Source organism: Nonomuraea sp. NPDC004186, assembly GCF_053603495.1.
Genome location: NZ_JBSGFQ010000027.1, coordinates 85,975 through 110,097, shown reverse-complemented (window position 1 = coordinate 110,097; position 24,123 = coordinate 85,975). Strand labels below are relative to the sequence as shown.

Sequence of the window (24,123 nt, the reverse complement as noted above, 5' to 3'; positions counted from 1 at the left end):
CGCCATGCGCGACTCAAAGATCGTCGACTTCCTGACCGAGCTGGCCGACAGAGTGCCGGCGCCGGGCGGCGGCGCCACGGCCGCCCTGCACGCGGCCCAGGGCGCCGCGCTGCTCGGCATGGTCGCCCGCTACACGACCGGGGAGAAGTACGCCGGCCACGCCGAGACCGTCGTCGGCGTGATCGGGGAGACCGACACCCTGCGGGTCCGCGCGCTGCGGCTGGCCGAGGCGGACGCGGCGGCGTTCACCGCGGTCACGAACGCGTACCGGCTGCCCAAGGGCGAGGAGCGCAGCGCCGCCATCGCCCGGGCGCTGGCCGGCGCCGCCGAGCCGCCCGCCAGGGTGGTCGAGACCGCCACGCGGGTGGTCGAGCTGTGCGAGGTGCTGCTGCCGATCTGCAATCGCAACGTCGTCACCGACGTCGCCGCCGCCGCGGAGGCCGCCCGCGCCGCGCTCACCACCGCCCGGATCAACGTCGAGGTCAACCTGTCGGGCATCAAGGACGAGCGGATACGCGAGGAGCTGAAAGCCCGTGTCCACGGTGTGGACGCGGCCGTGGCCAGGGCAGACTGGGTGACCGCCGAAGTACGCGAGGAGATCAACCCGTGAGAACCCTGACCGGGAAAGAGCTGGCCGCCGCCATCAGGGCCCAGACGGAGGCCGAGGCCGCGGCGGGCCCGCAGCCGCGGCTGGCCGTGGTGGTGGCGACGGACGACGAGGCGAGCCTGTGGTACGTCAGGTCGATCGCCAAGGCGGCGGCCGGCGTGGGCATCGCCTGCGACCTCGTCGATCTCGGGCCCGAGGCCGCGCCCGAGCGGATCGGCGAGACGCTGACCAAGCTCAGCGCCGACGCCAACGTCCACGGGCTCATGCTGCAGACCCCGCTGCCCGCGGGCGCCTCCGCGCAGCGGCTGGCCGCGGCCATCGACCCGCGCAAGGACGTCGACGGCGCCAACCCACTCTCGCTGGGCCGGCTCGCCGCCGGGCTGCCCGCGTTCCCGCCCGCCACGGCTGCGGCCGTGATGGCGCTGCTCGACCACTACGAGGTGGAGCTGGAGGGCCGGCGGGCGGTGGTGGTCGGGCGTTCGACCGTGGTGGGCAAGCCGCTGGCCCACCTGCTGCTCGACCGGAACGCCACGGTGACCGTCTGCCACTCGCGCACCCGGGACCTGGCCTCGGTCACCACTACCGCCGAGGTGCTGGTCGCGGCCGTGGGCCGCGCCGGGCTGATCGGCGCCGGGCACGTGGCGCCGGGCGCGGTGGTGATCGACGTCGGCACCAACCCCACGGACGACGGCGGGCTGGTCGGCGACGTGGACTTCGACGCGGTGTCGGAGGTCGCGGGCGCGCTCACGCCCGTCCCGGGCGGGGTCGGCCCGGTGACGACCGCGCTGCTGCTGCGCCACACGGCCAGGGCGGCGAACCTCCCGTGAACGAACAGATCCTGATCGTCCAGAACAGCAGGAGCGGCGGCCCCAGCCGGCTGGGCGGCTGGCTGGAGGAGGCCGGGCTGAAGCTCGACGTCGTCCTCGCCCACGAGGGCGCTCCCCTGCCCGGCCGCCTCGACCACGCGGCCATGATCATGCTCGGCGGCGGCTACCTGCCCGGCGAGGACGACCGGGCGCCGTGGCTGGCCGACGCCCGGCGGCTGGCGGGGCAGGCGCTGGAGGAGGGCGTGCCCTTCTTCGGCATCTGCCTGGGCGGGCAACTGCTCGCGGAGGTCGCGGGCGGCGAGGTGACCGCCGACACCGGCGCGCCGGAGAACGGCAGCCTCCCCCTCACGATCCGGCCCGAGGCCGCGGGCGATCCGCTGTTCCACGGGCTGCCGGAGGTGGTGCCCGCGATCGAGCACCACAAGGACGCGGTCACCCGGCTGCCCGGCGGGGCCGTCTGGCTGGCGGAGACGGGCGCCTGCCCGTACCAGGCGTTCCGGATGGGCGAGCGGGCCTGGGGCGTGCAGTTCCATCCCGAGGTGCTGCCGGCGCGCATCCGCGAGTGGTCGCCGGACGGGTTCGACCCCGAGGAGGTCTACGCGCGGGCGGTGGCGGACGAGCCGGTCTCCACGCCGATCTGGCACCGGGTCACCACCCGCTTCGCCGCGCTCGCCACCAGGCTCTCCACCGGGCTCTCCACTGGGCTCTCCACTGGGCTCTCCACCGGGCTCTCCACCGGGCTCTCCATCGGGGCGCCCGAGGGGGTCAGCGCGCGTACGAGTCCCAGCCGAGCTTGACCGCCACCGCCAGCCCGCAGGCGGCCGCCAGGTAGCGCAGGCTGTTGCCCGGCAGCCGGCGCGCGATCCTGGGCCCGATCCACCCCCCGAGCAGAAACCCGGCTGCCAGCGGCGCCGCGGCGGCCCAGTTCACCGGCCCGAACAGCGCGAACCCGAGCGCGGCCACCGCGTTCGCCAGCCCGGACATCACGTTCTTCATGGCGTTCAGCTTGGCCGCCGGGTGGTCGAACATGAGGGCCAGCACGGCGAACACCATCAGCCCGCCGGCCGCGCCGAAATACCCCGTGTAGATCGTCACGGCGAACAGCGCCACCCGCCCCAGCACGCCGTGCTCGCCGTGCGCCCGCCCCGACGGCGGCCTGACCAGCAGCAGCGAGGCCATCGCGATCAGCCAGGGCGCGATCAGCTCGAACGTCCTGGCCGGGGTGACCAGCAGCAGCAACGCGCCGGTCGCGCCGACGACCGCGGCCACGGGGCCGAGTTTGAGCACCCGGGCGCCCTCCCCGGCCAGCTCCGGCCGCGATCCGGCGGCGGCGCCGATGCCGGTGAAGACGAGGGCGACGGTGTTGGTGACGTTCGCGGTGAGCGGGGGCAGACCGAACGCCAGGAGCGCCGGGTAGGAGACGATCGAGGCGAGGCTGACGACCGTGCTCACCACTCCGGCCGCCACCCCGGCTCCGAGCAGGCCGAGCGTTTCTCCGACGATCACCCGGTTATGTTAGTTGTTGTCCGTTTTATCCCCTTGAGGCGGGGCCTCCCGCCAGCGCTCGGGCAGTGGCCTGCCAGATCGGGGTGGCGGGGTTGATGACGTCGAAGTGGTCGCCGGGCATTTCGAGGTAGGTCACCTCGTCGCCGGCCTCCTCGGCCGCGCGGGCGTAGCGGCGGCTGAAGTCGACCAGGTCCAGGTCGTCGGCGGCGCCTTGGACGACGAGCTGGCGTACACCGAGCGGGAGCCGGAGCAACGGCGAGGCGTCCGCGTACGGCGGCACCGCCACCTGGCCTTCGGGTGCGCGCCCGCCCAGGGCGGCTCCGACGGCGCCGGTCCCGACCCACCGCCGGTCGCCTTCCACAAGATCGAGCACCCCGGCGAGCGACACCACCATCACCACCCGCACCCCACCCACCGCACGAGCCCCACCGTCCGCGCAAGCCCCACCGTCCCCGCGAGCCCTGTCCACCGCGTGAGCCCCACCGGCCTCGCGAGCATCCGGTGCGTGAGCCTCACCCGCCGCCGCTTGGGCGCCGCCGGTGGCGGACGCCTCGCCGGCCACCACGTCCGCAACCGCGCGGAGGGCGAGTTGGGCGCCTGCCGAGTGGCCGGCGACGGTCACCCGGGTGAGGTCCAGCGCCACCGTCCGATCGACGCCCGCCGGAAGCGCGCCCGAGGGGAGCAGGTCCGGCGGGAGCAGGTCCGGCGGGAGCGCGTCCGGCGGGAGCGCGTCCGGCGGGAGCGCGTCCGGCGGGAGCGCGTCCGAGCCGTGCGGCGCGGCGTGCGCCGTCGCGAGGGCGGACAGTCCCGCCGCCACGTCCGCCGTCGTCGCGTCCCAGCCGTGCAGATCCGGCCGCCGGTATTCGAGGTTCCACACCGCGAGCCCGCGCCCGACCAGGTCGGCGCAGAGCGGCCCCATGATGTCGGCCGCCCAGATCGACCGCCAGTACCCGCCGTGGATCAGCATCACCACGGGCGGCTCGTCCGCGTCCGGAAGGTACAGCTCGCCCCATTGCTCCGGCAGCGGCCCGTACGCGATCCGCCGCGACGGATGCCGTACCCGGTGCACGGCATGGCGGATCCCCCAGGCCAGCCCGCCGACGCCGCGCCCGTGCAGGTGGGTGGCGCCATCCCCGGCCGTCACCCCGTCGGCGCGCTCGACGTCCACCCAGACCACCGCCCCGAGGTCCCGCCCGATCAGCGAGCGCACCTCGGCCGAGGGCCCCGGCAGCACGACCACACCGCCCGCCCCCTCCGGCGAGGACGGCGACGACAGCAGCGAGAGGACGTGAGAGGCGTCGCGGGCGTGGACGAGCGTCCCGGAGACCCCCGCGGCGGCGAACTCGCGGGCCGCGATCTCCTCCAGCAACCCCGCGTCGGCCACCACGCCGGGGCCGACGACCACCAGCACCTCGATCATGAGCCTGACCCTACGCGTACTAGCTTAGGCCGGGTGCAGGTACAGCAGCTTCACCCATGGCCCACCACCACCGCCGAGGCCGAGGCCGTCCAGGACCGGCTCCGCGGACGCGTCGAGCTCACCGGCCCCGCCGACTTCTCCCTGGTCGCGGGCCTGGACGTGCACTATCACGGCGACGACGACCTCACGGCCGCCGTGGTCGTCCTCGACGCCGGCACGATGGCGACGGTGGAGGAGGTGACGGTGCGCGGGCGGGTGGCGTTCCCGTACGTGCCGGGGCTGTTCGCCTTCCGGGAGCTGCCCGCCCTGGTGGAGGCGCTCGAACGACTCACGGTGACGCCCGACCTGCTGATCTGCGACGGGTACGGGCTGGCGCACCCGCGCGGCTTCGGCCTGGCCTGCCACCTGGGCGTGCTGACCGGCCTGCCCGCGCTCGGCGTGGGCAAGACGCCCTTCGTCGGCACGCACGAGCCGCCGGGGCAGGAGCGGGGCGACTGGGCGCCGATCGTCCACGAGGGCGCCGTCGTCGGCCGCGCGCTGCGCACGCAGCGGGAGATCAAGCCGGTGTACGTCTCCCAGGGCCACCGCATCTCCCTGGACACGGTCACCGACCAGGTCCTGCGGCTCGCCCCGCGCTACCGCCTCCCCGACCCGATCCGCCGCGCCGACCACCTGGCCCGCCACCCCGGCTGATGCCCGCGCCGACCACCGACCCTCACCCCGGCTGATGCCCGCGCCGACCACCGGCCCTCACCCGGGCTGATGCCCGAACCCACCAGCCCGGCTGACCCCCGCCATCATCGCGGGCGCCAGGCCCAGACGAGGAGCCAGACGCTGAGCCCGAAAAGCGTCATCCCGAGCGGTACGTGCACCGCCAGCACGCCCGATCCGCCCAGCGCGGACTGGACGAAGCCGAGCAGCAGCACCGCCAGGCCGACCAGCGCGGGCCAGCCCGGGCCCCGGCCGGGCCGCCACAGCAGGACGGCCGCGACGAGCTGCAGCAGCCCCAGCACGTGCACGGCGAACGCCCCCATGCCGTGCGAGCCCGCCCCTCCCCCGCTCATCAGCTGCCCGGCCGTCACGGCCTGCGCCAGGACGGACAGCGTGTTGAGGACGACCACGGCCTTGAACGCGGTCACGTACCCGTTCCCCTTGGCGACCTGGGTTACCACTGGATCTCTCCTTCGACCTGGTTTGAGGTCTCCAGGATCTTGCCAGGCCCGCCGGAGGGCATCCGCCGCTCGTCGTCATCCCCGATACACCGCCGGTCGTACGACTCAGACGCCCGAATAGGCCACCGGGGGGAGCACGGCCTGGGCGTCGGCGCCGCCGAACCAGAGCCCGATCATGAACGCGGCCGTCGCCTCCAGCAGCACGGCCCGGTCGAGCCCGCCGCCGTCCACCGGCGTGCAGCCGAGGTCGGCGACCAGCGTACGCACCGCGGCCAGGGCGGCCGGGTCGTCACCGCACAGCGGCACCGCCAGCGGCCTGCCGTCGAACACCGGCGGTGTCAGCCGCCACACGTCCACGTGGCACAGGTTGAACGCCTTCACCACGTGCCCTCCCGTGAGGTCGCGGATCAGCGGGGCGATGGGGCGGGCGGGGTCGTACGGGCCCTCGGCGTTGGCCACGTCGATGACGGGCTTGCCGCGCAGCGCGCCGCCGGCGGACTCGAGCACGCCGGCCAGCCCCGCCTGCCTGACGGCCACCATCACGACCTCCCCGAACGCCGCCGCCTCCGCCCAACTCCCGGCCCGCACGCCCACCACCTCGCCCCGCGCACCCGCCACCTGAGCGTCCGCGCCTGCCGCGCCTGCCCGCGCGCCCGCCACCTCGGGCGACGTGCGGGCCGCCTCGGCCGTCATCGTCGCGGCCCGGGCCGCGCTCGCGGACGCGTCCCTGCCGCTGATCATCACCTCGTGCCCCGCCCTGGCCCACTGCGTGCCCAGGGCGTCCGCCATGCCGCCCGCCCCCAGGATCCCGATACGCATGTTCGTCCTCCGTCGTATGAACTGGTAAGTAGAAGGACTGTAGAAAGCCCGTCACACACCGTTTGGTGACTAACGGAGGCCTCGTTGGGGTTCATCGCCGACTGCCAGGCCCGGCTGGCCTTCGACCTGCTGGCCAACACCTGGAACGCGGTCGTCCTGTGGGCGCTGCGCCACGGCCCGCGCCGGCCGGGGCGGCTGCGCGAGGAGATCGGCGGCATCAGCACCAAGGTCCTCACCGAGACGCTGCGCCGCCTGGAGTTCAACGGCCTGGTCACGCGCCGCACGTACGCGGAGGCCCCGCCCCGCGTCGAGTACGAGCTGACCGACCTCGGCCGCACGCTCCTCGCCCCGATCGAGGCGTTCGGGGCGTGGGCGCACGACCACGCCGACGAGGTCATGGCCGCGCAGGACCGCTGGGAGACGTGAGAGCTTTCTAATATACGGAGCGTTACTGGATCACTACCCTGGGTAGCTAGACGACGGTTGTTCATTACCGTCTCCCAGGAGGTTCTATGCTTTTCTCCCCCCGTAGGATCGCCGCCGTCGCGGCCCTGGCCGGTGGCCTGACCCTGCTCTCCGCCCCGGCCTCCTACGCCGTGGTGGATCCTCTCGCCCTGGTCCCCTGCCTGGCCGAGGCCGGCGCCGGCGCCACGACGCTGATCGACCCGACCGCCCCGGCCGTGCCGGCCGAGGTCCCGGCCGTGAGCTGCTTGCAGCCCTGACCGGCTCAGCCTGGGCACGTCCCCGGCCGATCCGGTTATCCGGGCAGGCGGCGCGGCGAAGCCGGCCGCGCCGCCCGCCACGGTGGCCCGATCAGTTCCCCCTGCAGCGCAAGCCCAGTCCATCCGATAGCGCAGAGCAGCTAGGAGATCCTTTGAAGGTCCGCGTCCTGACCGCCGTCGCCGCACTCGCGCTGGCGGGCGCCCTACCCTCCATCGCTTTCGACAAGCTCACCACCGACCCGCCCATCGTGCGCGTCGAGACCTGGGTCCAGCACGTCAACGTCTTCACGTCCTAGTGCGGCTCGCGCAGGTGCCCGTGGCCGACCCTCCACCGGAGTCACGGACCATGTCTGGTTATGTCGGCTACTTCATGTTCCTCAGCCGGTGGATTCAGGCGCCGCTCTACATGGGGCTGATCCTCGCCCAGATCGTGTACACGTGGCGGTTCATGCTGGAGTTGCTCCATCTGATCGAGCTCGGCTTCGGCGGCTCACCACCGGAGACCACCGTCATGCTGATCGTCCTCGGCCTCGTGGACGTGGTCATGGTCTCCAATCTGCTCATCATGGTCATCATCGGCGGCTACGAGACGTTCGTCTCCCGAATACGCATCGATGGGCACCCCGACCAGCCCCAATGGCTTTCCCACGTCAACGCCAACGTGCTGAAGGTCAAGCTGGCCATGGCGATCATCGGCATCTCGTCCGTCCACCTCCTGCAGATCTTCATCAACGCGTCCAGACCGACCATCACCGACCGGGAGCTGCTGTGGAAAACGCTGATCCACCTGACCTTCGTGGTCTCGGCGCTGACGCTGGCGCTGATCGACCGCATCATGGCGGGCGCGCGGCGCGACGCCGAGACGAACGGGGGCGAGCGGCAGTCGACCCTGAAGCAGGAACGGGTCGCCGCCTAGCCGGGGCGCTCCGGTGAGGCGGCCGGCCGTCATCGTGACGATCGCGGTGTTCGTGTGCTCGCTCGCGGGCGCCGCGCACGCCGAGGGCGAGGCCGCCAGGCCGAGCGGTCCCCCGCCGCTGATCGGCAACGTGACCATCTTCAACGACGAGATCATCGAGCCGGTGTCGCTGCCCGTGAGCACCTGCGGGTCGCTGCTCCCACTGCTCGGCAAGTCGCCCACCACCTGCAAGGGCGCCTCGCGGGTGTCGGACGACGACGCCTGACACCGTACGTGCCCGCCTGCGGGGGCGGGCGGGCACGTACGGATCCTCAGCCGTACAGCTCCTCCAGCACCGCGGCCACGCCGTCCTCGTCGTTGGACAGCGTGCGGCGCTCGACCGCGGCCAGCACCAGGTGGTGCGCGTTGGCCATGGCGTACCCGGCGCCCGCGTAGGCGAGCACGGCCAGGTCGTTCGGCATGTCGCCGAAGGCCACCACCTCGCCGGGCGCGATCCCCCGCTCCCGGCACAGCACGTCGAGCGTGCTCGCCTTCGTCACCCCGGCAGCGCTGATCTCCAGGAGCCCGGTCCCGCCGGAGTGCGTGACCTCGGCCAGCCCCTCGATCCCCGCCATGACGGCCGCGATCATCTCGTCCGCCGTGCTGGTCTGCGACTGGGCGAGCAACTTGATGATGGGGTCGTCGCCGTCGAAGACAGAGCTCACCTCGCGGAGGTAGGCCAGGTCCTCCACGATGCGCCTGGTGTAGGCGGCCTCGGCGAGCACGCCCCGGCCCGTCTCGACGGCCAGGCCGACCCCGGGCAGGGCCGCGGCCAGGGCCTGCGCGACCTTGTTCGCCGCCGTCCGGTCCAGGAGATGGCTGGTGACGACCGCGTCGGTGGCCAGGTCGTACACGATCGCGCCGTTGCTGCAGATCGCGACGCCCGTGACGCCCGCCTGCTCGGCGATCGCGCGGATGCCGCGCGGCGGCCTGGCGGTGACGAAGACGATCTCGGCTCCGGCCGCGCGGGCGGCCTGAAGGGCCTCTCGGGTGCGAGGGGTGATGGCACGTGAGGAGTTGAGGAGGGTGCCGTCGAGGTCGGTGGCCACAAGGCGGGGGAGGATGCCGGCGCTCATGGTGCCGATTATGCCGATCTTTCAGATCCGCATCTCGGACGGGAGCCGCCCGGCCGCGTTCGAGATCTCCAGGCCGAGGAGTTGCCCGGCGTCGCCGAAATCAAGAACGACATTCGCCACTTCAACCTGACTTACAACCTCTTCTGGCGCTATTTCGTGCTTCATCGCGATATAGGCGATATCTCGGAGCTTGTCCAAGCTCACGTACACCGTCTGCGGCCGCTGCCCCGACGGCGCCTCGTCCCAGCTCAGCAGCCCCTCCTTGGCCTCGTGCGAGCCCGCCAGCGCCGCCCGCAGCATGGCCAGGGCCAGCTCGATCGCCTCCAGCGAGTCGACCCCGGTGACCTTCCGCTCGTGCTCCCACCCGTCGAGCCCGTCGATCCGGTACGGGCACGACCAGTCCCCCGTCGGCTCTTCGTAAGGAACGCCGACCGTGACGGTGACATCACGCGGCGGATCGGTACGCAGCACCAGCACCCGATGGGCGATCTCGTACATATAGCCTGATCTACCCCCGGAAAGCCACTTGAAGGCCCGATCCCATACCGGCGCCGAAGTAAGCATTCCTGGCCACGGCCGCCGCAAGCTAGGCTGCGTACGGTCATAAGGGGGCCCTTGAAATGAACGAGTCATTCGGGACGCGCCTTCGAGCCAGGCTCGACGAGTGCGGGCCGCTCTGTGTGGGCATCGATCCGAGCCCGGCGCTGCTGCACGCCTGGGGGCTCGACGACTCGCCCGCCGGTCTGGAACGCTTCAGCCGCACGGTCGTCGAGGCTGTCGGCGACGTGGCGGCCCTGGTCAAGCCGCAGTCCGCCTTCTACGAGCGCTGGGGCAGCCGCGGCATCGCGGTGCTGGAACGCACCATCGCCGACCTGCGCGAGGCCGGGACGCTGGTGCTCCTCGACGTCAAGCGGGGCGACATCGACAGCACGATGGCCGCCTACGCCGAGGCCTACCTCGACCGGGGCAGCCCGCTGGCCGCCGATGCCGTGACGCTGAGCCCGTACCTCGGGTTCGGGTCGCTGGAGGGCGCGATCCTGTCGGCCCTGGCCAACGACGCCGGCGTCTTCGTGCTGGCCCGCACCTCCAACCCGGAGGCGGCCCCGCTGCAGCGGCTCGTGGCCGACCAGGTGCTGGCCGGGGTCGCCGCGGCGAACGCCGGGCACGAGCCGCTGGGGCCCATCGGGGTCGTGATGGGGGCCACGCTGCCCGAGCTGGAGCACTCGCTGGACGACCTCAACGGCCCCATCCTCGCGCCGGGGCTGGGCGCCCAGGGAGCCTCTCCCGCCGACGTGGCGCGGCTGTTCGCCTCCGTACGGCACGCCGTCGTGCCCTCGGTCTCCCGGGCGGTCCTGGCCGACCCCAAGCGGCTGCGCTCCCGTACGCTCTACTTCCGCGACGAGTGCGCGGCGCACCTGGACGCGAAGATCACCACCACGACCTGATCAGGCCGGCACGGAGGCCAGCACGCGGTTGACGGCGGCCAGCACGGCGTGCGCCGAGGCGGTCAGGACCGAGGTGTCCTGGGCCGCGCCCCAGCTGGTGACGCCGTCGACGCGGGCCTCCACGTAGGCGATCGCGAGGCTGCCCCGGCCCGGGTCCAGGGCGTGCTCGGCGAAGTGGAGGATGTCCACGTCGATCCCGTCGTCGCCGAGCGCGGCGGTCAGCGCGGACAGCGGCCCGTTGCCGGTGCCGCGCAGCCGGCGCCCCGACTTCAGCGTGCCCTCGAACTCGTGCACCCCCGGCGCCGTCTCCCTCGTGCTCCACTCGGCCAGCGCGCCGGTCTCCCCCGGGGCCAGATAGGTGGCGTGGAAGAGCTCCCACAGCTGCTCGGCCGTGATCTCCTCGCCGCTGCCGTCGGTGGCCCGCTGCACGACCGAGGAGAAGTCGATCTGCAGGCGGCGGGGCAGCTCCAGCCCGTAGCGGGTGCGCAGGAGGTAGGCGATGCCGCCCTTGCCCGACTGACTGTTGACCCGGATGACCGCCTGGTAGCCGCGGCCCACGTCGGCGGGGTCGATGGGCAGGTACGGCACCTCCCACGGCGCCTGCTCCGGCGGCACGCCCAGCTCGGCGGCCCGCTTGGCGTGGTGGGCCAGGCCCTTGCCGATGGCGTCCTGGTGGGTGCCGGAGAAGGCGGTGTGGACGAGGTCTCCCGCGTACGGGTGGCGCTCGGGCACGGGCAGCCGGTTGCAGTGCTCCACGACCCGGCGGATCTCGTCGATGTCGGACAGGTCGAGCATGGGGTCCACGCCCTGGGTGTGCAGGTTGAGCGCGAGGGTCACCAGGTCCACGTTGCCGGTCCGCTCGCCGTTGCCGAACAGGCAGCCCTCCACCCGCTGGGCGCCGGCCAGCACGGCCAGCTCGGCGCAGGCCACGCCGGTGCCGCGGTCGTTGTGCGGGTGCACCGAGAGGATCACCGCGTCCCTGCGGTCGAGGTGGCGGTGCATGTACTCGATCTGGTCGGCGTACACGTTGGGGGTGGCCACCTCGACCGTCGCGGGCAGGTTGTGGATCACCGGGCGGTCCGGCGCGGCGTCCCACAGGGCCGTCAGGTCGTTGCAGACCTCCAGCACGTAGTCGGGCTCGGTGAGGTTGAACACCTCCGGCGAGAACTGGAAGCGCACGTCGAGGCCGTCCGCGAGCCGGGCGATGTGCCCGGCGGCGTCCATGATCAGGCCGCGCAGCTCGTTCCTGTCGTGGCCGAGCACCACGTTCCGCCAGGTGGGGGCGGTGGCGGTGTAGAGGTGCACGACCGCGCGGGGCAGGCCCTCGATGGCGGCGAACGTCCGCTCGATCAGGTCCTGCCTGGCGGCCGTGAAGACGACCACGGTCACGTCCTCCGGCACGACGCCGGGCTCGGCCAGGTGGCGGACGAAGTCGAAGTCGAGCTGACTGGAGGAGGGGTAGCCGACCTCGATCTCCTTGAACCCCATGCCCGTCAGCAGGTCGAACATCCGGCGCTTGCGGGCCGGGTCCATCGGCTCGGCCAGCGCCTGGTTGCCGTCGCGCAGGTCCACGGGCACCCAGAGCGGGGCCCGCGTGATGCGCGCGGACGGCCAGTCGCGCTCGGTGAGCGGCACCTCGACGCGCTCGTGGGCGGGCCGGTAGCGGTGGTAGGGCATGGTGCTGGGACGTTGACGGTTCCAGGCGTACACGGACGGCGTCATGGCGGCTACACTAATCACAACACAGGTCCTCAGACAACCTGAGAGGTTCGTTCGATGCCGCTCGGCTCCCTCCGTCCCAGCCCGCTCGTCGAGCAGGCCACCCAGCACCTGCGCGAGCAGATCACGCAGGGCGAATGGCCCGTGGGCACCCGCCTGCCCGGCGAGAACGCGCTGGCCAAGGCGCTGGGAGTGGGGCGCTCGACCGTCCGGGAGGCGCTGCGCGCGCTGGCGGGGGCCGGGCTCGTGCAGGCCCGGCAGGGCTCCGGGGTGTTCGTGATCGCCACGGACATCGCCGAGGACTGGCCCGCCCGGCTGCGCCGGGCCGCCATCACGGACGTCTACGAGGTGCGCATGATGGTCGAGACGCAGGCGGCCCGGATGGCCGCGCGGCGGCGTACCGAGGAGGACGTCGCGGCGCTGGAGGAGGCGCTGGCGGCGCGGGCGCGGGCGGCGGCGCAGGACGACGCGGCGTTCGTGGACGCCGACATCGCCCTGCACGCGGCGGTCGTCGCGGCGGCCGGCAACCCGGTGCTGACGGACCTGTTCGCCGAGTTCGCGCCGGCGTTGCGCGAGGGGCTGATCGGCCTGGTGGAGGTGCTGGGGCTGCGCGCGCACGATCGCAATCCCGGGCACGACACGCACGCGGAGCTGGTGGCCGCCGTCCGGGACGGGGACGGGGACGCGGCGGGCGCGATCCTGCAGGCGGAGCTGGAGCAGACGCTCGCCCACCTGCACGACTCGTAGCCCCGCGCAGCCCCCGTTCGTTACGGTTCGACCGTGACCATCCGCACGCAGCGCCCCGCGGCCCGCGTCATCCTGGCCGCCCCCGACGACCGCGTCCTGCTGCTCCGTTTCATCCCGCCGGACCCGTGGCCGAAGGAGCCCGCCTGGCACCTGCCCGGCGGCGGCCTGGAGCCGGGCGAGTCACCGGCGCAGGCGGCGGCACGCGAGGCGCTGGAGGAGACCGGCCACGTGCTCGGCGCCACCGACCTCGGCGACCCCGTGGCGGTGAACGAAGGCGCGTGGTCCAACCTGGGCCGCCACTTCTACACCGTGCACACGTACTTCTTCGCCCGCGTGCTGTCCGCGACCGTCACCCCCACGGCGCTGGAGGAGTACGAGACGGAGGAGTTCAAGCTCGGCCACCGCTGGTGGCGCGCGGACGAGCTGGCCGCCACCGAGGAGCGCGTGTTCCCGCCCGGGCTGGCCGCGCTGCTGCCCGATCTCCTGGCCGGCGTACGGCCCCAGGCCCCCGTGAGGCTTCTCTGGACGCAGGAGAAAAAATCTTCGGAAGGGATGTGAAGAACGCGCGGGCGGCTCCGACCCAGTCATGAGCACAACGCGAAGGAGCACACCATGAGCAAGCTCATCTACTGGGTCCACACCTCCGTAGACGGCCACATCGAGGGCCCGAACGGGGAGTTCGACTGGCCGACCATGGGGCCGGAGCTGTCGGCGTACGGGGACGAGGTCCACGCCCGCGTCGGCACCTTCCTGTACGGCCGCGTCGTCTGGGAGATGATGTCCAGCTACTGGCCCCACGCGGAGTCGATCTCGGACGACCCGCACGACCTCAAGTTCGCCCCCGTCTGGCGCAGCACCCCGAAGGTCGTCTTCTCCACCACGCTGCAGGAGGCCGGCTGGGACGCCCGGATCATCTCCGGGGACCTCGCCAAGGAGGTCGCCGAGCTGAAGGGCGGGCCCGGCAAGGACCTCCTGCTGAACGGCGGCTCCCGGCTGGCCGGCGCGCTCACCGAGCTGGGGCTGATCGACGAGTACCACATCATGGTGCACCCGGTCGTCCTCGGCGGCGGCCGGCCGCTGTTCCCGCCCTTCAAGGAGCGGACCGGCCTGCGCCTGGTGGAGACGCGCACGTTCGACGCCGGGGTGGCGCTGCTGCGCTACGAGCGGGCCGAGGGCTAGGGCAGCGCGGCCTCGATCTCGTGGCGGGTCGGCATGGACGTGCTGGCCCCCTCCCGCTGCACCGACAGCGCCGCCGCCGTGGACGCGAAGCCCAGCGCGTCGGCCACGCTCATCCCCTCCGACCTGGCCACGGCGAACGCGCCCACGAAGGTGTCGCCCGCCGCGGTCGTGTCCACGGCCTCCACCTTCACAGCGGGCACCCGCAGCCGCTCCCCCGAGCGCGACCCGTACAGCGCGCCCTCGGAGCCCAGCGTGATCAGCACCTCCTCGACCCGCTCCAGCAGCGCGTCGAGGGCGGCGTCCGGGCCGGCGGCGCCGGTGATGGCGGCGGCCTCGTGCTCGTTCGGGACGATCGTGGTGACCGCGTCGAGGAGCTCGTCCGGCAGCGGCCGGGCTGGGGCCGGGGTCAGGTAGACATGCACGCCGGAGACCTGGGCGGCCTGCGCGGCCGCCACGACGGCTTCCATGGGCAGTTCGAGCTGGAGCAGCAGCGCGTCCGAGCGGGCGATGGCGGCCAGGTCCTCGCCCGAGGGGCCGGCGATGGTGCCGTTCGCGCCGGGGACGACGATGATCGAGTTGCCGCCCTGGTCGTCCACCACGATGTGCGCGATGCCGCTGGGCCCGGGCACCTCGCGCAGGCCGCGTACGTCGATTCCGGCCTCCTGCAGCGTGGCGCGCATCTCCGCCCCGAACCCGTCGTCGCCCACCGCCCCGAGGAAGGCCACGTGCGCGCCCGCGCGGGCGGCGGCGATGGCCTGGTTGGCGCCCTTGCCGCCGGGCACGGTGCGGAACCGGTGCCCGGTGACCGTCTCGCCCCGCTTGGGGGCCTCGGAGACGTACGCGACGAGGTCCATGTTGGCGCTGCCGAAAACCGAGATCATGGCCCCATCATCTCCTGTGTGCGGGCGGCCAGCGCGGCCAGCCCCACCCCGTCGTACCCGGTCAGGCTGCTGGCCAGGCTGTCGCGCATCCGCCATTGGTCCGGCACGCCGCCGTTCAGCGCGCCCGCGACGGAGCCGGCCGTGGCCCCGGCGGAGTCGGTGTCCCAGCCGCCGGCCACCGCTCCGGCGATCGTGGCGGTGAAGTCGCCGCGGCCGTGGATCAGCGTGGCGGCGACGAGGGCGGCGTTGTTGATGGTGTGCACCCAGTGCAGGCCGCCATGGCGTTCGTGCAGGAGGTCGACGACCCGCTCGAAGTCGTCCTCGCGGGCGGCGTCCGCGACGGCCAGGCGTACCGCCTCGTGCAGGCGCGAGCGCTCCGGCACCACCGACAGGCCCGCCCGTACGACCTCCTCGGGGGAGGTGGCGACCAGGGCGGCCGCGCACATGGCGGCCACGAACATCGCCCCGTAGATCCCGTTCGCGGTGTGGGTCAGGCGGGCGTCGCGCCAGGCGTGCTCCGCCGCCGTGGCGGGGTCGCCGGGGTTGCTCCAGCCGTACACGTCGGCCCTGATCAGGGCGCCGATCCACTCCCTGAACGGGTTGCGGCGGGTGGCCGTGGCGGGCGGCTCGACGCCGTCCAGGAGGTTGCGGTACGCGACCCGCTCGGCGGTGAACGTACGGCCGGCGGGGAGCTCGTCCAGCCACAGCTTGGCCACGTCGTCCGTGGTGAAGCCGCGTCCGTGGCGCTCCAGGACGGACAGGGCCAGCAGCGGGTAGTTGAGGTCGTCGTCCTCGGGGATGCCGTCGATGTTCTCGGCCAGGGAGTTGACGGCGCTGCGCCGGTTCCACGGCCAGCGGCGGGCGACGTCGTCCGGGAGCCCCTTGGCGGTGAACCAGCCGCGGATGGGCCAGTTGCCGGTGGCCTCGGCGATCTGCCTGATGCCCTCGCGCGGGATCTTCTCCACGGGCTTGCCGAGCACGCACCCGGCCGCCCTCCCCTGCCACGCGCCCAGCACCCGCGCCGGATCCACGGCCGCTCGCGAGGCCGCTCCCTGGGCCGCTCCCTGGGCCGCTCCCGGGGCTGTGCCCGGCCAGGACGGGCAGGCGGCGACGATGCCCGCCAGGTCCGAGGGCTCGGGCAGCGGGGACGGGACGGCGGCCAGCTCGTCCAGCAGCTCTCCGGCCAGGTCCCGCAGCCGGGCCGCGCCCGGCTCGGAGGCCCCGGCGCGCGGGGGCGCGTCGTGGCCGCCGACCGCGTGCCAGCGGGCCGCGATCTCCCGAACGCGCTCCGCGTCGGGGCCGGTGGCCCGGCCGTCCTCGGCGGCCTGGCGGAGTTCGTGCCCGATCAGGTCCTCCGGCTGGACCCAGGTGAGGCGGATCACCGGCGGTCGAGGTCGGCGAAGGCGGCCTCGTGGCCGCGGCGCCGTACCAGGTCGTCGGCGTGCACCCGGCGCGCCACCTCCGCGATCGCGAGCCCGGGGGCCACCAGGTCCGTACGGCTGGCCGCCCCCACCTGCGAGACCCACTGCGACGGCACCGCGGACAGCCCCCCGAGAGCGCCCGCGATGGCCCCGCCCATGGACGCGATCGAGTCGGCGTCGCGCCCGTAGTTGACACCGCCCAGCACGGTCTCGCGGTAGTCGCCCTTGGCGATCACCAGGAACCCGAGCGCCAGCGGCAGCTCCTCGATGCTGTGCACCCGGCTCGGCCGCCGCGCGCCCAGCCCCTGGTCGCGGTAGGTGTCGGCGACCGTGTCGTAGGGCCGCATGGCGGCGCGCAGCGTCTCGAACGACCCGTCCCAGTGCCCCAGCCCGGCGGCGGCCTCGCAGACGGACTCGATGGCGGCCCTCGTGCCGTCCTTGGCCAGGCGCAGGCAGGCCGCGATCACGGAGTCCGCGGTGGCGCCCGGTCGCATGGCCTCGGCCACGGCGGCGGCCATCACCCCGGCGGCCTCCCGGCCGTAGCTGGACTGGTGCGCCCCGGCCAGGTCGACGGCCTCGGCGTAGGCGGCGTCGGGGTCGGCGGCGTTCACGATGCCGACGGGGGCTACGTACATGGCGGCGCCGCAGTTGACGATGTTGCCGACACCGGCCTCGCGCGGGTCCACGTGCCCGTAGTGGAGCCTGGCCACGATCCACTTCTCGGCCAGGAAGATCCGCTGCAGCGGCAGCGCCTCGGCCTCCAGCTCGGGGATCCAGCGCCGTTCGCCCATCAGCTCGGGCACTAGGTGCTCGGCCATCGAGTACGCGGTCAGGTGCCCGCCGGCCTTCTCGTACACGCGGATCAGGGCGTGCGTCATCAACGTGTCGTCCGTGATGTGGCCGTCGCCCTTGTGGTACGGGGCGATGGGGCGGGCGTTGCGCCAGTCCTCGTTGAACGGCGGCACGATGCCCTCGACGCGGCCCCCGTACCTCTCGACGATCTGCTCGGGGGTCCAGCCCTCGGTGGCGCCGCCCAGCGCGTCACCGACCGCCGCCCCCGCCACGCAGCCAGTGGCCCTGTCTTCAAGCGGCGTCATGCGATTCCCTCCGATAGTCCTGTCGATAGCTGGATCAGATCCCGGCCCGCCAGATCAGGCAGGCAACAACCGGCCAGCGTGCGGGCCGACGCGATCCACCCCTCCGGGATCGCCTCCAATCCACGGCACGCGCCCGCGAGCGCGCCGGTCAGCGCGGGCGCCGAGTCGGCCAGCGCGGCCAGGCAGGCGGCCGCGGGCACCGCCCGCGTGAGCTCGCCGCCCGCCGCCTCGGCCAGCGCCAGCGCCACCGGCACGGTCTGCGCGGCGCCGACGCCGTAGCTGTAGACGTGGTCGAGCAGCGCGGCGTCCAGCGCGGGCACGGCCGCGAACGGGTCGCCCGCCTTGCGCGTGACGGCCAGCGCCGCGCGGGCGTTGTGGCCGATGGCGGTGTCCTCGGGCAGCACGGCCAGCGCCGCCTCCACCGCCCCGGCCACCGATCCCGACCGCACGGCCTCGGCCACGGCGGCGGCCATGGCCACGGCGCCCAGGACGCCGTCGTACGCGTTCGTCACCTGGGCGTCCTGCGTGGGGTCCCGTCCCAGGACCCCGAACGCCACGGCCCTGACGGCGGCGGCGTCGTCGAAATGGTGCGGGTTGTCGTGCCCGGACGCGGGCGGCTCGACGCCCTTGGCGAGGTTGTCGAGCGCGGTGGCCACCGAGATCCGCCCTCTGACGCCGTCCCGGCGCAGCTCCCTGAACGCCTCGGCTCTCGGACGGTCGATCGTGAGCGCCGTCCAGGCGAGCCATTCGGCGTCGTCGGACGGGCCTACGGCCAGCGGGGCCGTGGGCTGGTTGAGCGCGAACGGGACCGGCAGCGTGGTGACCTCGTGCTCCTCCGCGAAGGCGTCCAGCTCTCTGTGCAGGCGTCTGCTCCAGGGGGCGTGCAGCGCCGCCCGGTGCCTGGCCGCCGGCCATCCGGCGGCGTCACCGACGGCGAGCCCGGCGAAGGCCCCTCTGATTCTGTCCCCCGACATCGTGATCTACAGTCCTCCCGCCAGTTCGTCGGCGACGTCCAGTACGTGTTTTCCGGCCACGACGGGCAGGCATTTGCCTGTCACGGGTCCGATCCTGGCCGCCCACCGCTCGGGCACGCCGCCCTCGCCGCGCATGGCTCCGGCGATCGCCCCGGCGATGGCGCCGATCGTGTCGGCGTCCCTGCCCAGGCTCACCCCGAACGTCACGGACGCCTCGACGTCGCCGTCCCCGGCCAGCACGGCCGCCAGCGCCAGCCCCACGGCCTCGGGGGCGACGTCGGTCCAGGGGTAGTGCCTGACGACCACGGCCTCGTGCAGCGCCTCGACGAGCGCCTCTTCGTCCGTGGTGGGCAGGGTCGCGCAGGCCCGTACGACGTTGCGGGCCGTCCACGAGTCGGCGGGGATCACCGACAGCGCCGCCCGTACGACGTCCTGGGCCGAGGCCCCGCCCATCGCGGCGGCCACGGCCCCGGCGACCGCGCGGCCGCCCAGGATGCCCTCGCCGGACCCGCTGACCAGCCCGTCCTGCTCCACCAGCCGGGCCGCTTCCGCGGGATCGCCCGGGCAGAACACCCCGTACGGCGCCGCGCGCATCGCGAGCCCGTCCGACCAGCCGTGCGAGTGCACCAGCCCTGTCAGCGGCGGCTCCAGCCCGCGGCGAAGCGCTTCGATAGTGCCCAGCTCGGAGAACCCGGCTCCGCGCATGGGCCCGGCGATCCGCGGGATGATCTCCCGCCGGTACGCCTGCGCCACGTCGGCGGAGGTCAGCGCGTGCCCGTGCCGCACCAGGAGCGAGGCGGCGAAGATGGCGTACTCCGTGTCGTCGGTCCCGCCGCCCTCGATCTCCGTGAGCCGGCCCCACCGCCGCCGGATCTCCGACGGCGACAGGTTCTCGGCCGGGGCCCCGAGGGCGTCCCCGGCCGCGAGGCCGAGGAGACACCCACGGGCTTTATCCCGATAAATCACCGCTGGTACCGCTCCAACACCTTGTTGCCGTCCTCGACCAGCTTCGAGGCCGCCTGGTCAATGGTGATCTTATTGGCGAAGTACTCCTGCAGCGTCGGCGTGGCCACCTTGGTCTTCCACTCGTCGAACCCGTTCACCTTGAGGAACGGCGCCACGACGAGGTTCTTGGCGGAGGCGGTGGCCACGTCCCAGCCGTTCTCCTTGGTGGTCATCGCCGGGTCGGCGGCGGCCGCCTGGGAGGTCGGCAGGAGCCAGTCACCCTTGGCGAGCTTGGCCTGGTTCGCGCCGTTCAGGAAGAAGGCGATGAACTTCATGGCCTCGTCCGCGTGCTTGCTGTCCTGCGCGATCGACAGCGTCTGCGAGACCGCGCCCTGCTGGGCGCTCGTGCCCTTCGGCGCGGGGAGCGTGACCCACTCGAAGCCCTGCGGAGCCTGCTCGGCGACCTGCTGGCGCAGGTAGACGCCGGCGGGCAGCAGCGCGAACTTGCCCTTGTAGAAGGCCGGCAGCGGGTCCGCGGTGCCCTGGCCGAGCGCGGCCGGGTCGGCGGACTTGTCCTTGTAGAGCTGGTCGTGGATGCGCTGGAGCACCTCGCGCTCCTCGGGTCCGACCTTGACCGTGGTCTTGCCGTCGGCCGTCTGGAAGAACGTGCCGCCGAAGTTGAGCGCCAGGTTGAGCGTCTTGTTGACCGGCGACTTCATCGGCCAGGCCACGCCGAAGTTGCCGCCCTTGGTCATCTTCTTGGCGGCTTCGGAGAACTCGTCCCACGTCCAGGGGTTGTCGGCCGTCGGGACGCGCGCGCCGGAGGCGTCGAGCAGCTTCTTGTTGGCGATGATGACCTGCGACTCCTGGAGGAACGGCACGCCGTACACGCCCTGCTGGCCCTTGCCGTCGTCGAAGGTGACGGTGTCCCAGGCGGGCTGCGGGATGTCGCTCTTGAGCTCGGCGGGCAGCTTGTCCTTGAGGTCCAGCAGGTAGCCGTCGGAGGCGAAGCCGGACAGCGCGGGCGAGTCGTTGTGGATGACGTCCGGCGCCGTGCCGCCGGCGAACTGGGTGACGAGCTGGTCGTTGACGTTGTCCCAGCTGCCCTGGACGTAGGTGACCTGGATGTTGGGGTTGGCCTTGTTCCACTCGTCCACGAGCTGCTTGTTCGCGGCGACGGATTCCTTCTGCCACGCCAGGCTGAGGAAATTGATCTTTACTGGCTCGTTGGGGGCGGACGACGACTGCGTGCCGCCGCCTCCCCCGCCGCACGCGGCGGCCAGCGTGAGGATCGCCGCAGCCGCCAGAGCGGACGTGATTCGCATGTGAGCCTCCTAGCCCTTCACGGCGCCGGCCATCAGGCCGGACTTCAGTCGCCGCTGAATGATTGCGAAGAAGATCAGGCTCGGGATCGTCGCCATGAGCGACGCCGCGGCCAGCGGGCCGAGCCTGGCCACCCCCTCAGGACCGGTGAACCGCACCAGAGTGAGCGGGAGTGTCATGACATCGGGGTTCTGCAGGACCACGAGCGCGAACATGAACTCGTTCCACGACGAGATGAACGAGAACAGCAGCGTGGCCACCACGCCCGGCGCCAGCAGCGGCGCGACCACGCTCACGATCGAGCGCAGCCGGGTCGCGCCGTCCACGGCCGCGGCCTCCTCCAGTTCACGCGGCACCGAGCGCACGTACCCCTGCAGCATCCACAGCGCGAACGGCAGCGTGAAGGTCACGTGCACGACCACCAGGCCGGGCAGCGTGTTCACCAGGTCCAGATCGCGCAGGATCATGAAGAGCGGAATGATGATCAGGATGAACGGGAACACCTGGCTGACCAGCACCCACCCGATGGCGATCCGGTTGAGCAGGCTGCGGTAGCGCGCCATCGCGTAGGAGGCGGGCAGCGAGATCAGCACCGTGATCACGCTGCTGAACAGCGCCACGACCAGGCTGCGCAGCCCCGCGCCCACCAGGTCCTGCTCGCCGAACGCGTCGGCGAAGTTGGCCAGCGTCGGGTCGCGCGGGATCCACGTGGGGTCGGCCAGGGCCATCTCCCGCGGCGTCTTCAGCGCCGTCGACAGCAGCCAGACCAGCGGGAACGCCAGGAAGACGATGTACGCGACCAGCGCCGCGTACTGCGAGAAGCGCCTCATCACTTGGCCTCCCTCATCTGGCGTCCCAGGTAGAGCGCGAGCACGGCCAGCACGACGATCGCCATCGCGAGGCCGAGCATCGAGGCGTAACCGGCCATCCGGTACCTGAACGCCTCCTCGTACGCGAACAGCATCGGCAGCCGCGTCTGCCCGCCCGGCCCGCCCTGCGTGAGCACGTAGACCAGGCCGAACTGGTTGATGTTCCACACGAAGTCGAGCGAGGTGATCGCCACGATCACCGGCCGCAGCTGCGGCAGCGTGATGTTCCAGAACCGCCGCCAGCGGGTCGCGCCGTCCACCTCGCCCGCCTCGTAGAGCTCCTTCGGGATGCCCTGCAGGCCCGCCAGCAGGACCACCGTGGTCTGCGGCATGCCGGTCCAGATGCCGACCACGATGATCGCCGGCAGCGCGAGCGAGAAGTCGGCCAGCCAGTTGATGTCCGTGCCCAGCAGGCCGTTCAGGATGCCCGCGTCGGGGTGGTAGACGAGCTTCCACATCAGGCCGATGACCACCGGCGGCATCGCCCACGGCACCACCGCCAGCACCCGGGCCACGCCCCGGAACCGCAGGTTCTCGTTGAGCAGCAGCGCCAGGCCGAGCGCGGCCAGGAACTGCAGCACGGTCACGGAGACGCCCCAGATCGCACCGATCTTGAAGGAGGACCAGAACTCGTCGTCGGTCAGCAGCCGGCCGAAGTTCTCCAGGCCGACGAAGCTCGTCTCGTGGTTGCGGGTGTTGCGGGCGTCGGTGAACGCCAGGCCGATGCCGTACAGCAGCGGGCCCACGCTGAACAGCGCCACCGGCACCAGGGCGGGCAGCATGAGCAGCCACATCTCGCGCGTCTGGCGCGAGATCCGGCGGCGCTTGGCGCGCCGCGTCCCGCGCGGCGGCGCCGGTCTCGTCACGGTCGCCGTCACGCCTCTCCCCTTTCGTCCGTACGGTGCTCGTATCCGGGCTCGTATCCGGGCTCGTATCCGGGCTCGTATCCGGGCTCGTGTCCGGGCTCGTGTCCGGCGGTGGAGGCGCGGACCACGAGCTCGGGCGGCACGGTGACCAGCCTCGGCTCGCGATCGCCTCCCTGCAGCCGTTCGAGCAGCAGCTCGGCGGCGGCCTTGCCGCGCTCGGCGGACCCCAGCGAGACGCTGGTCAGCGACGGCCAGGAGGCGGCGGCCAGGTCGGTGTCGTCCATGCCGACCACCGCCACGTCCTCCGGCACCCGCCGACCGGCCGCGCGCAGCACGTCGAGCGCGCCGAGCGCGATCAGGTCGTTGGCGCACATCAGCGCGTCCACGTCGGGAACCCTGGCGAGCAGCTCCGCCACCGCCCGGCCCCCTTCCGCGCGGTAGAAGTCGCCGATCTGCACGAGGTTCTCGTCGTAGGGCAGGCCCAGGTCCTGGAGCGCCTCCCGGTACGCGGCCCCGCGGGCGGCGCCGGGGACGGTGTCCAGCGGGCCGTTGACCATGGCGATCCGGCGGCGGCCGAGCGCGTACAGGTGATCGATCGCCAGCCTGACACCGGTCCGCGAGTCGGCCCGTACGTTGTCCACGCGGGTGCCCTCGGGCACCGAGCCGATGATCACGACGGGGGTGCGGGCGGCGGCCAGCATCTGCAGATGCGCCTCGGTGACCCGCAGCGGGCTCATGATCAGCCCGTCCACGTACCGCTCGCCCAGGCTGTGCAGCACGTCGATCTCGTCGGCCACGACGGCGTCGGTGGAGTGCAGCACGAGCCGGTACCCGGCGGCCTTCAGCACGGGCTGGATCTGGCGGAGCATGGCCAGGTAGGCGGGGTTGCCGACGTCGGCCATGGCGAAGGCGACCTGGTGGGTGCGGCGCGACTTGAGCGACCTGGCCACGGCGTTGCGCACGTAGCCGAGCTCGTCGGCGGCGGCCATCACCTTGCGCACGGTCTCCTGCCTGGTCGGCAGGCCGTTCAGCACCCGCGAGACGGAGGCGATCGAGACACCGGCGCGCTCGGCGATCGTGTTGATCGTGGGTCCGTCGGCCAAGGCTGTCCTTCCATGTCCTGTAAACGTTTACGATCTAGATGCTGTAAACGTTTACGGTGTTTGGGACATGAAATATGCGCGTAACTTGCAGGTCAAGTCACGATCGCATAACGCCAGGTCAAAGCCACTTTCCGCAGTTTCCCACGCGACCATGGCGACCACAAGCCGCCGAGACGCGCCCCCTCCAGGCCCGCCGCCGGCCGGCCCGCCGCCGTCGCGCACCGGTTGAGCGCCGTGCGCGTTGCGCCGAACTCCACCGCCCCGCACCCCGCCGACCCGGCGCCCGGTGCGCGGCCGTGCCGACGGCGACCACAGGCCACCAGGACGCGCTCTCCACACGCGCCACCGCCGTCACGCGCCGGTTCAGCGCCGTGCCGCCGAGCACCACCGCCCGCACCTCGCCCACCCGGCGTCCGGTGGGCGGCGGGGACCGGGAGCCGCTGTGAGGCG

General features: G+C 72.8%; 30 protein-coding genes. 14 read left to right on the top strand and 16 right to left on the bottom strand.

Features of this window, described 5'->3' with window-relative positions; all coding sequences use genetic code 11:
• The first annotated feature begins 4 nt into the window (after positions 1-4).
• The 3 genes from ACWEPL_RS22865 to ACWEPL_RS22855 are packed head-to-tail and all read left to right on the top strand — an operon-like array spanning position 5 to position 2,231.
• On the top strand, positions 5-610 hold the full coding sequence (locus ACWEPL_RS22865) for a cyclodeaminase/cyclohydrolase family protein (protein ID WP_363972252.1): 606 nt from the start codon (positions 5-7) through the stop codon (positions 608-610).
• A complete protein-coding gene (locus ACWEPL_RS22860; protein ID WP_363972254.1) occupies positions 607-1,434 on the top strand; it encodes a bifunctional 5,10-methylenetetrahydrofolate dehydrogenase/5,10-methenyltetrahydrofolate cyclohydrolase in 828 nt (275 codons plus the stop codon). Before ACWEPL_RS22865 ends, ACWEPL_RS22860 begins: the two co-directional genes overlap by 4 nt.
• Positions 1,431-2,231 carry a type 1 glutamine amidotransferase gene (locus tag ACWEPL_RS22855; RefSeq protein ID WP_452437394.1) on the top strand — a complete coding sequence of 267 codons (801 nt, stop codon included), beginning with the start codon at positions 1,431-1,433 and terminating at the stop codon, positions 2,229-2,231. The genes ACWEPL_RS22860 and ACWEPL_RS22855 overlap by 4 nt, the downstream gene beginning before the upstream one ends.
• Here ACWEPL_RS22855 and ACWEPL_RS22850 read toward each other — a convergent pair.
• Positions 2,200-2,940 carry a sulfite exporter TauE/SafE family protein gene (locus tag ACWEPL_RS22850; protein WP_452437393.1) on the bottom strand — a complete coding sequence of 247 codons (741 nt, stop codon included), beginning with the start codon at positions 2,938-2,940 and terminating at the stop codon, positions 2,200-2,202. The genes ACWEPL_RS22855 and ACWEPL_RS22850 overlap by 32 nt on opposite strands.
• A gap of 25 nt (positions 2,941-2,965) precedes the next feature.
• The gene (locus tag ACWEPL_RS22845) at positions 2,966-4,360 is read right to left on the bottom strand and encodes an alpha/beta hydrolase (RefSeq protein WP_452437392.1); all 1,395 of its coding nucleotides are present in this window, start codon (positions 4,358-4,360) and stop codon (positions 2,966-2,968) included.
• 33 nt (positions 4,361-4,393) lie between these two features.
• Between ACWEPL_RS22845 and ACWEPL_RS22840 the strand changes: the two genes are divergently transcribed.
• A complete protein-coding gene (locus ACWEPL_RS22840) occupies positions 4,394-5,053 on the top strand; it encodes an endonuclease V (protein WP_452437391.1) in 660 nt (219 codons plus the stop codon).
• A gap of 104 nt (positions 5,054-5,157) precedes the next feature.
• Here ACWEPL_RS22840 and ACWEPL_RS22835 read toward each other — a convergent pair whose 3' ends face one another.
• Positions 5,158-5,532 (bottom strand): hypothetical protein, encoded by a 375-nt coding sequence (locus ACWEPL_RS22835; RefSeq protein ID WP_350727083.1) that lies wholly within the window; start codon positions 5,530-5,532, stop codon positions 5,158-5,160.
• Positions 5,533-5,637: 105 nt separating this feature from the next.
• A complete protein-coding gene (locus ACWEPL_RS22830) occupies positions 5,638-6,351 on the bottom strand; it encodes an NADPH-dependent F420 reductase (protein ID WP_452437390.1) in 714 nt (237 codons plus the stop codon).
• A gap of 84 nt (positions 6,352-6,435) precedes the next feature.
• On the opposite strand from ACWEPL_RS22830, the gene ACWEPL_RS22825 reads away from it, so the two are divergent.
• The 5 genes from ACWEPL_RS22825 to ACWEPL_RS22805 all read left to right on the top strand — a co-directional run bounded on the left by ACWEPL_RS22825 (position 6,436) and on the right by ACWEPL_RS22805 (position 8,254).
• Positions 6,436-6,777: a winged helix-turn-helix transcriptional regulator gene (locus ACWEPL_RS22825; RefSeq protein ID WP_363972265.1), complete on the top strand. Its 342-nt coding sequence runs from the start codon at positions 6,436-6,438 to the stop codon at positions 6,775-6,777.
• 86 nt (positions 6,778-6,863) lie between these two features.
• Positions 6,864-7,073: a hypothetical protein gene (locus ACWEPL_RS22820; RefSeq protein ID WP_363972267.1), complete on the top strand. Its 210-nt coding sequence runs from the start codon at positions 6,864-6,866 to the stop codon at positions 7,071-7,073.
• Between the two features lie 152 nt (positions 7,074-7,225).
• Positions 7,226-7,369, top strand: a complete 144-nt coding sequence (locus tag ACWEPL_RS22815) for a hypothetical protein (protein WP_185077192.1) — start codon at positions 7,226-7,228, stop codon at positions 7,367-7,369.
• 50 nt (positions 7,370-7,419) lie between these two features.
• The gene (locus ACWEPL_RS22810; RefSeq protein WP_355198303.1) at positions 7,420-7,989 is read left to right on the top strand and encodes a TIGR00645 family protein; all 570 of its coding nucleotides are present in this window, start codon (positions 7,420-7,422) and stop codon (positions 7,987-7,989) included.
• A gap of 13 nt (positions 7,990-8,002) precedes the next feature.
• A complete protein-coding gene (locus tag ACWEPL_RS22805; RefSeq protein WP_350727078.1) occupies positions 8,003-8,254 on the top strand; it encodes a hypothetical protein in 252 nt (83 codons plus the stop codon).
• Positions 8,255-8,300: 46 nt separating this feature from the next.
• Here ACWEPL_RS22805 and ACWEPL_RS22800 read toward each other — a convergent pair whose 3' ends face one another.
• Both ACWEPL_RS22800 and ACWEPL_RS22795 read right to left on the bottom strand, forming a co-directional pair.
• On the bottom strand, positions 8,301-9,104 hold the full coding sequence (locus tag ACWEPL_RS22800) for an HAD family hydrolase (protein ID WP_363972269.1): 804 nt from the start codon (positions 9,102-9,104) through the stop codon (positions 8,301-8,303).
• A 21-nt stretch (positions 9,105-9,125) separates the two neighbouring features.
• Entirely contained in the window at positions 9,126-9,602 is a 477-nt protein-coding gene (locus ACWEPL_RS22795) for a DUF2283 domain-containing protein (protein ID WP_363972271.1), read from the bottom strand.
• A gap of 122 nt (positions 9,603-9,724) precedes the next feature.
• Here ACWEPL_RS22795 and pyrF point away from each other — a divergent pair, with 122 nt between their 5' ends.
• A complete protein-coding gene (pyrF, locus tag ACWEPL_RS22790) occupies positions 9,725-10,549 on the top strand; it encodes an orotidine-5'-phosphate decarboxylase (RefSeq protein WP_363972273.1) in 825 nt (274 codons plus the stop codon).
• Here the strand turns inward: pyrF and leuA are convergent, their stop codons facing one another.
• Positions 10,550-12,271 carry a 2-isopropylmalate synthase gene (gene leuA / locus ACWEPL_RS22785; protein WP_452437389.1) on the bottom strand — a complete coding sequence of 574 codons (1,722 nt, stop codon included), beginning with the start codon at positions 12,269-12,271 and terminating at the stop codon, positions 10,550-10,552. It lies immediately after the preceding gene.
• Between the two features lie 54 nt (positions 12,272-12,325).
• Here leuA and ACWEPL_RS22780 point away from each other — a divergent pair, with 54 nt between their 5' ends.
• From ACWEPL_RS22780 to ACWEPL_RS22770, 3 genes are read left to right on the top strand one after another with little or no spacing between them, the layout of a single operon-like run.
• A complete protein-coding gene (locus ACWEPL_RS22780; RefSeq protein WP_452437388.1) occupies positions 12,326-13,015 on the top strand; it encodes a FadR/GntR family transcriptional regulator in 690 nt (229 codons plus the stop codon).
• 33 nt (positions 13,016-13,048) lie between these two features.
• Positions 13,049-13,573, top strand: coding sequence for an NUDIX hydrolase (locus ACWEPL_RS22775; RefSeq protein ID WP_452437387.1), 525 nt, complete (start codon positions 13,049-13,051; stop codon positions 13,571-13,573).
• A 54-nt stretch (positions 13,574-13,627) separates the two neighbouring features.
• Positions 13,628-14,194: a dihydrofolate reductase family protein gene (locus ACWEPL_RS22770; protein WP_452437386.1), complete on the top strand. Its 567-nt coding sequence runs from the start codon at positions 13,628-13,630 to the stop codon at positions 14,192-14,194.
• On the opposite strand, the gene rbsK is transcribed toward ACWEPL_RS22770, so the two are convergent.
• From rbsK to ACWEPL_RS22725, 9 genes are read right to left on the bottom strand one after another with little or no spacing between them, the layout of a single operon-like run.
• Positions 14,191-15,075, bottom strand: a complete 885-nt coding sequence (rbsK, locus tag ACWEPL_RS22765; RefSeq protein ID WP_452437385.1) for a ribokinase — start codon at positions 15,073-15,075, stop codon at positions 14,191-14,193. The genes ACWEPL_RS22770 and rbsK overlap by 4 nt on opposite strands.
• Entirely contained in the window at positions 15,072-16,457 is a 1,386-nt protein-coding gene (locus tag ACWEPL_RS22760) for an ADP-ribosylglycohydrolase family protein (protein WP_452437384.1), read from the bottom strand. The genes rbsK and ACWEPL_RS22760 overlap by 4 nt, the downstream gene beginning before the upstream one ends.
• Entirely contained in the window at positions 16,454-17,593 is a 1,140-nt protein-coding gene (locus ACWEPL_RS22755) for an ADP-ribosylglycohydrolase family protein (protein ID WP_357735971.1), read from the bottom strand. Before ACWEPL_RS22755 ends, ACWEPL_RS22760 begins: the two co-directional genes overlap by 4 nt.
• The gene (locus ACWEPL_RS22750) at positions 17,590-18,567 is read right to left on the bottom strand and encodes an ADP-ribosylglycohydrolase family protein (protein WP_363972292.1); all 978 of its coding nucleotides are present in this window, start codon (positions 18,565-18,567) and stop codon (positions 17,590-17,592) included. Before ACWEPL_RS22750 ends, ACWEPL_RS22755 begins: the two co-directional genes overlap by 4 nt.
• A 6-nt stretch (positions 18,568-18,573) precedes the next feature.
• Entirely contained in the window at positions 18,574-19,533 is a 960-nt protein-coding gene (locus ACWEPL_RS22745) for an ADP-ribosylglycohydrolase family protein (RefSeq protein WP_452437383.1), read from the bottom strand.
• On the bottom strand, positions 19,530-20,837 hold the full coding sequence (locus ACWEPL_RS22740) for an ABC transporter substrate-binding protein (RefSeq protein ID WP_355198278.1): 1,308 nt from the start codon (positions 20,835-20,837) through the stop codon (positions 19,530-19,532). Before ACWEPL_RS22740 ends, ACWEPL_RS22745 begins: the two co-directional genes overlap by 4 nt.
• Before the next feature lie 9 nt (positions 20,838-20,846).
• Positions 20,847-21,665 (bottom strand): carbohydrate ABC transporter permease, encoded by an 819-nt coding sequence (locus ACWEPL_RS22735; RefSeq protein WP_355198276.1) that lies wholly within the window; start codon positions 21,663-21,665, stop codon positions 20,847-20,849.
• Positions 21,665-22,582, bottom strand: coding sequence for a carbohydrate ABC transporter permease (locus ACWEPL_RS22730; protein WP_452437382.1), 918 nt, complete (start codon positions 22,580-22,582; stop codon positions 21,665-21,667). The genes ACWEPL_RS22735 and ACWEPL_RS22730 overlap by 1 nt, the downstream gene beginning before the upstream one ends.
• A complete protein-coding gene (locus ACWEPL_RS22725; RefSeq protein ID WP_452437381.1) occupies positions 22,579-23,673 on the bottom strand; it encodes a LacI family DNA-binding transcriptional regulator in 1,095 nt (364 codons plus the stop codon). Before ACWEPL_RS22725 ends, ACWEPL_RS22730 begins: the two co-directional genes overlap by 4 nt.
• A gap of 296 nt (positions 23,674-23,969) precedes the next feature.
• Between ACWEPL_RS22725 and ACWEPL_RS22720 the strand changes: the two genes are divergently transcribed.
• Positions 23,970-24,119, top strand: a complete 150-nt coding sequence (locus ACWEPL_RS22720) for a hypothetical protein (RefSeq protein WP_452437380.1) — start codon at positions 23,970-23,972, stop codon at positions 24,117-24,119.
• Positions 24,120-24,123 lie beyond the last annotated feature (4 nt).